Below are 12538 nucleotides of genomic sequence, written 5' to 3' on the forward strand. Positions count from 1 at the left end.
ACATCATCATAGTTGGTATAAGCGTGTTGTGTGATTTTTCGATAGGTGGGTGTTATCCGATAAACTAAAAACTGATATGAGGCTAAAATATCTTATTGTTCGGTAGTCATATTTAGTTGTGAAATATCATCATAACGGGAGGGTGGTATAAAGTAATTAGAAGACAATAACGATTCTTAGACTCTTTTTCGCAATACACTTAAAGAAAATGCTGCTGTTTTTTAATTAATTTACATAACTTAATGAGTTGCTGATACCTTATGAATTGATCATTTGTTTGGCTTTTGTTTGTTAATGAAGGTTTAATCGCCCAACCTATATTAATGCGTAAGCAGTCTTTATATAAATCTAAAGTACTGAATTCATTACCTACTCTAAAATAGACTTTATGCTTGATTGCTTCTAGTAATAACGTTTTACTATTTAAGTTAGGAACTTGTATCCAAATAACTAAGCCGCCTTGCGGAGTACTTATTCTGGCTTGCTTTGGTAAGTGTTGAGAAAGTACATTATGGTAATCTCGCACATTTTGATTAAGTTTAATTTTTAGCTTTTTTAAATGTTTTGCATATTGTCCTGAATAAATAAACTCATAAAGCATATTTTGCACAACTAAGTTTACACCATAATTTCTTATGCTTCTGTTCAATAGATACTTGTCAAAAAAACTGCCAGGCTCACACCAACCAAGGCGGTAACTCGGTGAAATTGTTTTAGATATTGAGCCACACCATAAAACCCAACCTGATTTATCCCAATGTTTTATAGGCAAAGGGGTGATAGAGCTATGGCTAAGTTCCAAGTATATATCATCTTCTATAATTGGGGTTTGATATTTTTGTGCAAGCTCAGCTAATTTTTGTTTTTGTTGTGCGCTAAAACTGATCCCTTGTGGATTAATGTGATTACTATTAAATAAACATGCTTTGATAGTTTTTTCTTTTAGATGTCGCTCTAATTGAATTAAATCTAGCTGGGCATCAAAGCAGGGGATTTCTATTGCTTTTCTATTCAAACTCGCTAATAGCTCAATTAAACCATTAAAACACGGAGATGAAATTGCAATAGCATCGCCTGGGTTAGTTGTTACTTCAATGGCTGTTTTTACGGCATCAATACAGCCATTGGTGATCATTAATTTATTGGCATTTAATGGAAAGTAAAGTTCACTAAAATGTTGGCTTAAAGCATTGCGTAATGTTTCTTGTCCTTGGTATTCTGGATATAAATGAGATAGATGTTGATGTCTGATATTACCTAATTTAGTACATCTATTGAGCGCTGCTAACGGTATTAACTCTGGCGCAATTAATGAGATATAAAAAGGGCTGTTCATCGCTTCTTTTAATGGCGTAATACTTTTTGGTTGACTTATTTTACTCGTAAACTGTGGAAACTTCGGAGGGGCCTTTTTACCAAAGGGCTGAGTTACAAAATATCCTGATTGTGGTTTTGCCTGTAGCCAACCTAATTCCTGTAGGTTTTGATAACAGTTAATTGCAGTTGTATTACTTACGCCATGCATTTTAGAAAACTTACGTATCGCAGGCATACGTTGGCCAAAACTTAATCGTTGTTGCGCTATATCAGAAATAATTTTATTTGAAAGTAAAATGTATTTAGCAGGCAAATTGTACTCTAAAAATATCAAAAAATTGAATCTGTTTATTATTTGTGAATTTAGCATACTAATCAAATATATTTTGGCATATCAGGATAAGTTATGACGCGAATTCATTTATTAATAGCAGTCGCAGTAGCATGTGTATGGGGGTTTAATTTTTCAGTAATAAAATTAGGTGTTGAGGGCATGGACCCATTAATTTTAACTGGTCTCAGATTCACTTTTGCTGCATTGCCAGCTGTATTTTTTATTAAAAGGCCTAATGTAAGTTGGTTTGTATTAGCAGGTTATGGGCTCACTTTTGGTGTCGGGGTTTGGGGTATGTTGACATTATCTATTCATTTGGGTGTATCAGCGGGGATGTCGAGCTTAATTCTACAATCGAGTGCATTTATATCTGTTTTATTAGGGGTTTTATTTTTAAAAGAAAAAGTAACCGTTTTACAAAAAATAGGTCTTTTAATCTCACTATCTGGTTTAGCGCTTATATTTACATTGCAAGATGGTTCAGTCACTTTAATCGGTATACTATTTGCGGGTTTTGCATCATTGAGTTTTAGCATTGTAGGTTTGGTTATTAAAAAAATTATAATTAACGATATGTTTGCTTTTGTTGTATGGTCTTGTATTTTTGCACCTATTCCACTATTTGCCTTATCTTTAATGCTTAATGGCACCTCGGGTTATGTTTCACTGATAAATAATATGAACTACTTGATTGCATTTTCTGTTTTATTTCAAGCGTATCCAGTCACTTTATTCGGTTACTGGTTATGGAACAAATTGGTTGTCCAATACCCTATAAGTACTATGTCGCCATTGACATTATTAGTGCCACTATTTGCTTTATTAGGCTCAGCTATTTTTTATAATGAACAGATAGGCATGACTAAATTTTTGTCTTGTGTATGTATTTTATCTGGTATTGCCTTTGGGTTATTTGAACCACTAATTAAAAAGTTAAAGCTTAAATTTGGTTTATATCGGGTTAATTAGTCTGTGAATTATAACAGCCGCTATTTGAATAAATAACGGCAGTTATACCCAGGCACTTCAAAATTCGCCGAGACGGCGGTTCTGATCAAACCCACTTCATCGTTGCGTTCGTTTGAAAGGTTGCCTACATTCCTGCATCAACACGCCTTGAATTGGGCTCGCTCAGATAGCTCTGAAACATGCATTTTGAAGTAACATGGGTATATAATAGTTTAATATTTTAAATACATTATGAATATTCTACCGCCACAGGTATAGTCAAAATTTTAGAACCATAAGATTTTAACCACAAGTAAACTAAAAATAGCACACTTAAAACCACTATTATTGTTGTTATTGCATATACAGGGTGATTTATGAAGCTACCTACTTGATAACATAAGGTTGCAGCACAATAGGCTAATACAAAACTCCAAACTGCTGCAAATCCAGCCCAGCGACTGCCTACTTCATTTTTTATTGCACCCATAGCTGCAACACAAGGTGTATAAAGCAAAATAAACAGTAAGTAGCTAAATGCGCCTAATTTACCTGCAAAAGCCGACTGCATTATGCTATAAGTTGATAAATTAACTTCTTGCTCTTGGGCAACCACATTTAAATCAGATAAGTCTCCTACATGCATTCCTAGTGGATCTTCAGCTTCTATGCCTAATAAATTGTCTTTGACTGTAGCAATTGCTTCAGACCAACTCGCATTTAATGACGGTTCAGCAGTACCATCTGAAGCGCTTGGAGAATAAAGACTATTAAATGTGGCAACTAAGACTTCTTTTGCAAAAATACCTGTAATTATACCCACACCGGCTTGCCAGTTTTCTTCTTTAACACCCATAGGAGCCAGTACGGGCATTACTACTTTTGCACTTGTGCTTAAAATTGATTGTTCACTGTCTTGATGGCCAAATTTTCCATCTGTACCAATTGAATTAAAGAAATTTAATAAACACACTACAATGACAATTGTTTTTCCTGCACCAGTTATAAAACCTTTAGTACGAGCAAATACACGCGCATTAATTTGAGTAAATTTAGGTATTTCATATAAAGGCAGTTCTAAAATATTGATAGAGCTAGTACCAGCTAAGGCAGTTTTCTTTAATAAAAATCCCGTAAATATCGCTGCAGCTATACCAATGAGATATAAAAGAAAAACTAAATTTTGACCACTATCAGGAAAAAATGCAGCTGCGAACAAGGCATAAACAGGGAGTCTAGCACCACATGACATAAATGGCGCCATCATAACGGTAGAAATACGCTCTCTTTCACTATCAAGTACTCTTGCTGACATAACGGCAGGTACAGTACAACCAAAACCAACAATTAAAGGCACAAAAGCTTTACCAGGAAGGCCTATTCTTTGCATTAAACTATCAACAACAAATGCGGCTCTCGCAAGGTAACCACTGCTTTCTAATAGCGATAACCCAATAAATAAACACATAATAACAGGAATGAAAGTTGCAACGGTTTGAATACCACTTCCCACACCTTCAACTATGGTTATGAGCCATTGAGGTAAATCAAATGCAGATAAAAAATGCATCGGATAATCAACAAAAATAGTACCACTTAAAATATCGAAAAAGTCGATAAATGCGCTACCTACATTTATCGCAAACATAAACAATAAATACATCATTGCCAAAAATATCGGAATACCTGCAATAGGATGCAAAACTAAGTTATCAATATGATCGGTAAAACTAATGCGCTCTGATTGTGCTGATGTTGTTTGTATTAATGTGTTTTTAATAAATTGATGACGCTGATGGATTAGTGCTAAAGGCTCATCTTTAAAGTTACACGCACAATTATCATGATTTTGAATATCATCTTTGTTTGTAACTTCACGTGATACAACTTTATGATCTTTTGGCGTTGAAGCTTTACTTAAAGCTGTATGAATCTCCTTTATTCTTGTTTTATCTTGAGCGCTAATTTCAAAAACAGGACAACCAATCGTCTCTGACAAAGTATGGATGTTAACGGGAGTTGCTTCTTTACGATCGGTTTTATTTAATAAAACTATCATGGGAATGCCTAACTCAAGCAATTGTGTTGTTAAATATAATTGGCGTTGTAACTGAGTGGCATCAACAACATTTACAATACAATCTATGTTCTGTTTTGCTAAAAAGTTATGCGAAATACTTAAATCTTTTCCTTGAGACACTCTTTTGGTTAAAGAGCTTAAGCCTGGTAAGTCAGAAAGTTTGGCTGTATGGCTAGGTAAATTAACTTCACTTGATTTAACAGAAACTGTAACGCCTGACCAGTTGCCTACCTTTTGATTACCATAAGATAATAAATTAAAAAGGGTACTTTTTCCGGAGTTGGCAAAACCAACTAATGCATAGTGATGATAATGAGGCATTAAATAACATCCACTGTGATCTGTTTCGCTACATACTGCTGCACTATCATTTTGGTATTATTTAGTCGAAAAGCTAAAGGGCCATTTAATGGAGCTTTATGTGCCAATGAAATTTCGCAATTTGGTACGAATCCTTGTTCCAATAGTTGGGAAGCAAGCACTCTATCTTGAGGAAGTGCTATTATTTTTGCTTTTTGATTTTTAGTCAAATCAACTAATGTCATATATTAAACGCCTTTGAAAATGATAATTACTTATATTACAATTTTATAAGAATAGCAGTTATAAGTACAAAGCAAATTGATTTAGCTATTAATTATTTGGTTAAAATCAATGTTTTTAAAAGTGACTTAATTGCTGTTGCTTTTTAGGGAACATGTTGTGTTTTTAAAGGATCATTAAAAAACTTATCTACTTTCCTTTAGATAGCCAGTATTATTTTCACTGATAGCTTTACTTAGAAATGGATCCTATGCAACGTTGGTTAAAATTAAGCTTTATTTTTATAATTATTATTACTCTTTTATTAGGTGTCGTGTTTACTAATAGACAGGCTTTAATTCTGCATTTTATTAAACCTTACCTTGCCCCATATAACATGACTCTATCTTGCTCAGAAATAAAGTTAAAGCCAAATCTCGATATAGTGATAGATAAGTTGTGTTTAAACCATGACATGTTTGATATCACTTTAAAAGGAGGTTTAGTTGACTGGTTTTATCAAAGGGGGATCACGTTAAAGGGGGTAAATTTAAATTCAGTTGAGGTAAAAGGCTTAAAGAAGTTCAAGTTTAAAAAATCAGCAACAGCAGCTAAACCGCTAGTTCAACTTCATTCAAGATTCAAAGAGCTAAGTGAATTTAACTTACCCTTTGCTATCAATATAAACCAATTCACCTATCAGACCTTTAATTCAAAACCAGTTTATACTGGCAGCTTTTTAGCTGCTGATAATGAATATAAAATCCATTTATCAACAGCATTAAAGACTGAGTTAGTCAGCATGTCACTTAATATTTTTAATAATAAAATCAGTGGCAAGGTCGCTTTAAATGCGCAACCATCGATTGAATTTTTAGCTGCTAACGATATAGCCTTACCAATAGAAATACAAAATAACTTAAATGTAAAAGGTGAAGTTAACTCTGAATTTACATGGCAAAATAACCTTTTGAATGTAAAGCAGCATTCAGAAAATTTAGATGTAGAGAGTGAAGCGGGAATATTGCATAGTGGGCCTTTTAAATTAACACATAATGCAGGTTGGCAAGCTGTAATAAATGAAAAAGAAGTTGCTCTAGTATTTGACCCTCAAAGTAAAGCAAGTTTTAATTTTAAACACGATACTTTGATTGAATTGTTAAAGGATAAACAAGCACCAGAATATTTAATAGATTTACTCAATAACAATAAAAAAGAATTAATTGTTATTAAACCAGAGGGCAGTTTAAAGGTTAATTTTGAACAACAAAGCATCACTGTAGATACAATAACATTTATTGAACCCCAATCTGAACAGTCAAGCTTAGTTAAATTTGAAGCACTCACGACAAGTTTTAATTTTGAAATATTTAATACGTATTTTAAAATTAGTTCACAATTAAATGTAAGTAAGGAAATTATTCAAGATGCAATATCAGTTAACTTAGTAGGCAAATTAAATAGAAATACTGATGAGTTTTTCATAGAATTTTTGCCACATTCTAATATCGTAATCAAAAATGTAAAGTTTGATTCTGTTTATATTCTTAAGGTAAAAACTGAGTTTCTAGGTAAAGTAAAACTGGCACCTAAAACAGGTTTGATTTTAGATTTAAACCTTGAATCTATTGTAAGCAAAAGTATTTTAAAAAATATTATTAAAACGAATCAGCTAGTCATCAAATCAAAGCTTGATGGTTCTTTTGAAAATATAGCGGTTTCAGGTTCTATTGTATTAGATGATATAAACTTGGCAAATTATTTGATACAAGGCGATATCACTCAACCATATATTGATATCTCAATGGACCAGTTAAGTATACCTAGTTTATTAGCATTAAATATCGCAAATAAATTAGATATAGCACTTATAAATGGATCATTAGATTACCAACTAAAAGGCCAGTTAACAGACATGAAAAATGCATTAAACAATGAATTGGATTTATCCGTTGATGTTAAAGATGTGATTGGTGAAGTAAATGGCTTTTGGCTTGAAGGTTTTGATTGGCGACAAAAGTTTGAATTAAATAACCAGAAAATAACGACTCATTATATAGCTAATAATGTAAAGCTTGGTAGTATTGATGTTGGTACCCCTATTTCTGAATTAATAGCAACTTCATCTATTAACTTTGAATCTAATCAACTCAATATAACTTTATTGAATTTTAAAGCAAATGCTTTTGATGGTAGCTTTAATATACCTGAATTTAATTGGCCGATAGATGCAAAAAAAGCGGTAACATTAAACTTGCAGCAAATAGATTTAAGTAAAATAGTTGAACTTCAAAAACAACAAGGGATCATAGTAACAGGTAAAGTGTCAGGTGATTTACCGTTATTTATAGATGATAACATTAGGATAGAAAACGGAAAGTTGTTTAATGTAGGCGAAGGAGTGATTCAAATTAAAGATAACCCAGGTGTGGAGTCTTTAAAGCAAACGAGCACAGAGCTTGCTTTAGCATTTGATGCACTAGAAAACTTACATTATCATGAATTAAATGCTGATGTATTTATGTATGATAATGGCAGAATGTTACTAGATACAGTAATAAAAGGGCGAAATCCAGATTTAGATAATGATGTGAATTTAAACCTAAATATTAATTATGATTTACTCGGTTTAATTAAGTCATTAAGAATAGCAGATAATGTACAAAGTGAAATTATTCAAAAATTACAACAAAAGGATTGATAATATGAAGGTATTAATAGCTAGTAGTTTAGCTGTTATTCTATTGAGCGCATGTACACATAAAATAGAAGTAAGCGCAAAAGAGCCAATAACAATTAACTTAAATTTGAAAATTGATCATGAAATTCGTGTAAAAGTTGATAAAGAACTTGATGATATTTTTAGTGAAGATAGCTCAATATTTTAAGGATAAAACATGAATAAATTAATTAAATACACCTCTTTTTTAATCATCATGCTAAGCATGTCGTTTTCAGTATTTGCGCTGACGCTTCAAGATGCAAAACAACAAGGTTTGGTTGGTGAAATGCCTGATGGTTATTTAGGAGCTATTAAAAACAATGCACAAGTTACTGGCCTAGTGACCACCGTAAATAAAAAACGTAAAAAGTTATATATTTCGTTAGCACGTAAAAATAAAATAACGCTAGATCAGGTTTCAACGTTAGCTGGAAAAAAAGCAATTCAAAAAACAGCATCAGGTAATTTTATTAAAAATAAAAAAGATCAATGGGTTAAAAAGGATTGATAATGAGCAGATATATTTCAATTCTCAGAGGAATAAATGTTAGTGGTCAAAAGAAAATCGTAATGAAAGAATTAAAGTCACTTTATGAAAGCTTAGGTTTTGAAAATGTAGTGACCTATATTCAAAGTGGCAATGTGATTTTTGACTCTGTAATAGAAAATGTTGAGAATATTCAAAGAACAATAGCTGATGCGATAAAAACTAAATACGACTTTGAAGTACCAGTTGATGTCAGAACATCTAATCAATTCAAACAAGTGTTAGCTTGCTTACCTTTTGATGAGGTGAATTTAGAAGCTGATGGCACTAAAATGTTAGTTACTTTTTTAACTCAGCAGCCTCAGAACGATGCCTTTGATAGCTTAATGGAATATGTTAATGAACCTGAAAAATTGGTCTTGGGTGATAAGTGTATTTATTTACATTGTCCAAATGGCTATGGAAAAACCAAATTATCTAATGTATTTATTGAAAAGAAATTAAATGTATTAGCGACAACCCGAAATTTAAAGTCAGTTAATAAGTTATGTGAGTTAGCAAATTAAAAGGGGTCGGAGTTAATTAAATAATGATTTAATTAACTCCGACCCCTTTTTGGAAGATAATGGCTAAGTATTATTTGAATTGAGAGAGCAATGGATAAACTGCAGTTAATTAGTAAGATTATTAAGCATTTAGAGAAAGAATTAAAAAATGCAATTTTAGCCGCGAATAACGCACGTGATGCAGCTGTAAATGATGAATCTGTGGCAGAAACGCAGTACGATACTATAGCAATTGAAGCAGGTTACTTGGCTCAAGGTCAATCTAAGCGTGTTGATGAGTTTGAAACTGCAATTAAAGCATTCCATATTTTAAAAACGCAAAAACATGTTATTGATGAGTTTGAAACTGACACCCCAATTAATGTTGGTCATTTAGTGCAGTTAGAAAAAGATCAAGCTAAGACGCATTGGTTTTTTATTGCTGCATTTGCTGGTGGGTTTGTTACACAACTTGAACAGCATAAGATTACGGTGATCACACCTAAATCACCTATTGGCCAAGCTTTAGTTGGTAAGTATCAAGATGATGAGATCAAGGTGAACTTAGGCTCAATGGTATTAGAAGATGTTATTTTTTCAGTGCTTTAAGCTAGTCTTCATTGTCGACAATTAAAAATGCTATTTTGTTTTCAACGCCGTCCCACATTTTTGCATCTTCAGGTGGGGCTATGACTTCGGTTATTCTAGGCCAAACCTCGGCTAACTCAGCATTGAGTTTAATAAAATCTTTTTGATCTTCAGGTACTTCATCTTCTTGAAAAATCGCACCCGCCGGACACTCAACAGGACATAAATCACAGTCTATACATTCGTTAGGGTTGATCACTAAAAAATTTGGACCTTCAAAAAAAGCATCTGCAGGACACACTGCTACACAATCTGTGTATTTACATTTAATGCAATTATCGGTTACTACAAAGGCCATGGGACTTTATTTCCTACTGGGTATACGCAAAATAAAGGGGCATGATACCTAGCTACAATATTAATTCAATCTCTTGTTTATTATTGTAGGCAATATTAAACACAATAAGGTAAAATACCGCTGCTATTTTTCAATGAGATCCCCAATGCTGCGTTTAACCGATATAAAATTAGATTTAAATCATCAAGAAGATGAATTAAAGCAAGCCGTACTAAAAAAATTAAACATAACTGACGATCAATTAGTTGATTTTACGGTTTTTAAACGTGGTTATGATGCACGCAAAAAAAATGTTATCACGCTTATTTATACTCTTGATGTTGAAACATCGGTTAATGATGAGTTATTAGCGGCATTTGAAAAAGATAATAATGTAAAAGTAAGTCCAGATATGACTTACAATTTTGTAGCGCAACTACCTGATAACTTTACGCAACGTCCTGTTGTGATAGGTATGGGGCCATGTGGTTTATTCACCGGTTTAATTTTAGCGCAAATGGGTTTTAAACCTATTATTTTGGAGCGTGGCCAAGAAGTAAGGCAACGTACGAAAGATACATTTGGCTTTTGGCGTAAAAAAATATTAAATACCGAATCAAACGTACAGTTTGGTGAAGGTGGTGCTGGTACATTCTCTGATGGTAAATTGTATTCACAAGTCAAAGATCCAAAACATTATAGCCGTAAAGTGTTAAATGAGTTTGTTGATGCGGGGGCACCAAGTGAAATTTTATTCGTGAGTAAACCGCACATAGGTACTTTTAAATTAGTAACTATGGTTGAAAAAATGAGAGCTAATATCATTGCTTTAGGTGGTGAAATTCGTTTTGGCGAACGTGTTGATGATATCCATATGGAAGGTACTAGCGACGGCCAAAAAGTTACCGGTTTAACGTTAGCCAGCGGCGAGAAAATTGATACTAATTTTGTTGCTTTAGCGATAGGTCATAGTGCCCGTGATACTTTTAAAATGATCCATGATAAGGATGTTTTTATTAAAGCTAAGCCGTTTTCAGTCGGCTTTAGAATTGAGCATGAGCAATCGGTGATTGATGCTGCGCGATTTGGTATTCATGCAGGTCATGAAATATTAGGTGCTGCTGATTACAAACTAGTTCATCATTGTAAAAATGGTCGTTCGGTTTATAGTTTTTGTATGTGCCCTGGTGGTACTGTTGTTGCTGCCGCTTCAGAAGAAGGGCACTTGGTTACTAATGGTATGAGTCAGTATTCTCGTCATGAACGTAATGCAAATAGTGCGATTGTTGTTGGTATTGATCCAAGTGATTATCCATTAAAAGATGGTAAAGAAGATGTACTTGCAGGTATGGAATTCCAGCGTAAATTAGAAGAAAATGCCTTTAGAGTTGGTGGCGGAAGTTATGATGCACCCATACAACTTGTAGGTGATTTTTTAGCGGGTCGAGCAAGTGGTGAACATGGTGATGTAATACCATCTTATAAACCAGGCGTTACCTACTGTGATTTAAGCGAAACCTTACCTGATTATGCGATTGAAGCCATTCGTGAAGCTATTCCTGCGTTTGAGCGTAAAATAAAAGGTTTTTCAATGAATGATGCGACGTTAACCGCTGTTGAAACACGAACGTCTTCACCAATTCAAATTACACGAGATAGAGAGTCATTTGAAAGCTTAAATACCAAAGGTTTATATCCTGCAGGTGAAGGTGCGGGTTATGCAGGTGGTATTTTATCTGCGGGTATTGATGGTATAAAAGTGGCTGAAGCCATGGCATTAGCTATGGTTGAAAGCGTTAAGTAAAGCTTTTGTAGTATTGTAAAGGGGTTTTACAATGTGAATATTAAAACCCCCTCAATCTAGCCCTCTATGTACTATATCAGAAAAAGCATCTTTTTATTGTCTATACAGCAATCGTAATAAAATTACATTGCCTGTATTTTACCAAGCATTAGTGATTGTTGATCTTTTGAGATTACTTTTGCAGCGAATTGTTCGGCTAAAAGCATTTTATGCTTTGTTGAGTCGTATTTACTTTGCATGACTAGTCGACACACTACTCGCCGCGACTAAAATGCTTTTATCTCGAACAAAATTTAATCCTGAAAGATCAACAGCCCTTAATAAGTTATATTTATTCAAATAACTTAAAATGGTCATTTAAACTTAATCACTTATGCTTATTTTTAGGTGTGAGTGAGATGACATTGCATTACTAAAACTTCTTCGCCTTTATCGGTTGTTTGCTCTATAGCCTGCCAACCAAGTTGAGAGTAAATACCGCCAGAAAGATCAATTGTTTGTAAATATAACGTTTTTACATTTAATGAACTTGCGATATCTTTAGCCTTAATTATCATCTTTTTAGCTAATCCTTTGCCTCTTTGACGATTACAAATATAAACACCACCAAGCCAATGTTCTTTGTCAGGATAGATATCCATTTCACGAAACTTTAATTGGCTAACACCTAGGAGTTGCTCATTTTCAACTAATAACAACATAAGTGGCAATTTGTTTGAGTTTAATTGCGCTTGAAGTTTATGTTTAATTATTTCTACACTGGGGGTTACCATCAAGTAACCCCATTGCTCAAAATACCAGTCGGCTATTTGTGTTATAAACTCTGGTTTATCTTTTAAGTAATAAAATTCCAT

The 12538-nt window shown here is 33.4% G+C and carries 12 protein-coding genes; 7 read left to right on the plus strand and 5 right to left on the minus strand.

Annotated features, from left to right (window positions below; genetic code table 11):
* Positions 1-199: 199 nt before the first annotated feature.
* Positions 200-1630 (minus strand): aminotransferase-like domain-containing protein, encoded by a 1431-nt coding sequence (locus CJF42_RS19510; RefSeq protein ID WP_095368285.1) that lies wholly within the window; start codon positions 1628-1630, stop codon positions 200-202.
* A gap of 93 nt (positions 1631-1723) precedes the next feature.
* Between CJF42_RS19510 and CJF42_RS19515 the strand changes: the two genes are divergently transcribed.
* The gene (locus tag CJF42_RS19515) at positions 1724-2620 is read left to right on the plus strand and encodes an EamA family transporter (RefSeq protein ID WP_095368286.1); all 897 of its coding nucleotides are present in this window, start codon (positions 1724-1726) and stop codon (positions 2618-2620) included.
* Positions 2621-2849: 229 nt separating this feature from the next.
* Here the strand turns inward: CJF42_RS19515 and feoB are convergent, their stop codons facing one another.
* Positions 2850-5000, minus strand: a complete 2151-nt coding sequence (gene feoB, locus CJF42_RS19520; protein WP_095368287.1) for a ferrous iron transport protein B — start codon at positions 4998-5000, stop codon at positions 2850-2852.
* On the minus strand, positions 5000-5224 hold the full coding sequence (locus tag CJF42_RS19525) for a FeoA family protein (RefSeq protein ID WP_095368288.1): 225 nt from the start codon (positions 5222-5224) through the stop codon (positions 5000-5002). Before CJF42_RS19525 ends, feoB begins: the two co-directional genes overlap by 1 nt.
* A gap of 248 nt (positions 5225-5472) precedes the next feature.
* On the opposite strand from CJF42_RS19525, the gene CJF42_RS19530 reads away from it, so the two are divergent.
* The 5 genes from CJF42_RS19530 (at position 5473) to CJF42_RS19550 (ending at position 9564) form a co-directional block, all read left to right on the plus strand.
* Positions 5473-7902, plus strand: a complete 2430-nt coding sequence (locus CJF42_RS19530; protein WP_170940674.1) for an intermembrane phospholipid transport YdbH family protein — start codon at positions 5473-5475, stop codon at positions 7900-7902.
* Positions 7903-7906: 4 nt separating this feature from the next.
* Positions 7907-8089 carry a YnbE family lipoprotein gene (locus CJF42_RS19535; protein ID WP_095368290.1) on the plus strand — a complete coding sequence of 61 codons (183 nt, stop codon included), beginning with the start codon at positions 7907-7909 and terminating at the stop codon, positions 8087-8089.
* A 9-nt stretch (positions 8090-8098) separates the two neighbouring features.
* Entirely contained in the window at positions 8099-8431 is a 333-nt protein-coding gene (locus CJF42_RS19540; RefSeq protein ID WP_095368291.1) for a YdbL family probable chaperone protein, read from the plus strand.
* Positions 8432-8433: 2 nt separating this feature from the next.
* Entirely contained in the window at positions 8434-8976 is a 543-nt protein-coding gene (locus tag CJF42_RS19545; protein ID WP_095368292.1) for a DUF1697 domain-containing protein, read from the plus strand.
* A gap of 90 nt (positions 8977-9066) precedes the next feature.
* A complete protein-coding gene (locus CJF42_RS19550) occupies positions 9067-9564 on the plus strand; it encodes a GreA/GreB family elongation factor (protein ID WP_095368293.1) in 498 nt (165 codons plus the stop codon).
* A gap of 1 nt (position 9565) precedes the next feature.
* Here CJF42_RS19550 and fdxA read toward each other — a convergent pair whose 3' ends face one another.
* On the minus strand, positions 9566-9901 hold the full coding sequence (fdxA, locus tag CJF42_RS19555) for a ferredoxin FdxA (RefSeq protein ID WP_095368294.1): 336 nt from the start codon (positions 9899-9901) through the stop codon (positions 9566-9568).
* A 145-nt stretch (positions 9902-10046) separates the two neighbouring features.
* Here fdxA and CJF42_RS19560 point away from each other — a divergent pair, with 145 nt between their 5' ends.
* Complete coding sequence (locus tag CJF42_RS19560) at positions 10047-11684, plus strand: NAD(P)/FAD-dependent oxidoreductase (protein ID WP_095368295.1); 1638 nt, start codon at positions 10047-10049, stop codon at positions 11682-11684.
* Between the two features lie 383 nt (positions 11685-12067).
* On the opposite strand, the gene CJF42_RS19565 is transcribed toward CJF42_RS19560, so the two are convergent.
* Positions 12068-12538: a GNAT family N-acetyltransferase gene (locus CJF42_RS19565; protein WP_095368296.1), complete on the minus strand. Its 471-nt coding sequence runs from the start codon at positions 12536-12538 to the stop codon at positions 12068-12070.

Origin of the sequence: Pseudoalteromonas sp. NBT06-2 (assembly GCF_002276045.1) — a bacterium.
GTDB lineage: Bacteria > Pseudomonadota > Gammaproteobacteria > Enterobacterales > Alteromonadaceae > Pseudoalteromonas.

What these genes read in the sequence shown, in the direction of transcription:
- CJF42_RS19565 (WP_095368296.1), bottom strand. Translation starts at nt 12,538, where the DNA reads ATGGAATTTTATTACTTAAAAGATAAACCAGAGTTTATAACACAAATA.
- CJF42_RS19560 (WP_095368295.1), top strand. Translation starts at nt 10,047, where the DNA reads ATGCTGCGTTTAACCGATATAAAATTAGATTTAAATCATCAAGAAGAT.
- CJF42_RS19540 (WP_095368291.1), top strand. Translation starts at nt 8,099, where the DNA reads ATGAATAAATTAATTAAATACACCTCTTTTTTAATCATCATGCTAAGC.
- CJF42_RS19515 (WP_095368286.1), top strand. Translation starts at nt 1,724, where the DNA reads ATGACGCGAATTCATTTATTAATAGCAGTCGCAGTAGCATGTGTATGG.
- CJF42_RS19535 (WP_095368290.1), top strand. Translation starts at nt 7,907, where the DNA reads ATGAAGGTATTAATAGCTAGTAGTTTAGCTGTTATTCTATTGAGCGCA.
- CJF42_RS19525 (WP_095368288.1), bottom strand. Translation starts at nt 5,224, where the DNA reads ATGACATTAGTTGATTTGACTAAAAATCAAAAAGCAAAAATAATAGCA.
- feoB (WP_095368287.1), bottom strand. Translation starts at nt 5,000, where the DNA reads ATGCCTCATTATCATCACTATGCATTAGTTGGTTTTGCCAACTCCGGA.
- CJF42_RS19550 (WP_095368293.1), top strand. Translation starts at nt 9,067, where the DNA reads ATGGATAAACTGCAGTTAATTAGTAAGATTATTAAGCATTTAGAGAAA.
- CJF42_RS19545 (WP_095368292.1), top strand. Translation starts at nt 8,434, where the DNA reads ATGAGCAGATATATTTCAATTCTCAGAGGAATAAATGTTAGTGGTCAA.
- fdxA (WP_095368294.1), bottom strand. Translation starts at nt 9,901, where the DNA reads ATGGCCTTTGTAGTAACCGATAATTGCATTAAATGTAAATACACAGAT.
- CJF42_RS19530 (WP_170940674.1), top strand. Translation starts at nt 5,473, where the DNA reads ATGCAACGTTGGTTAAAATTAAGCTTTATTTTTATAATTATTATTACT.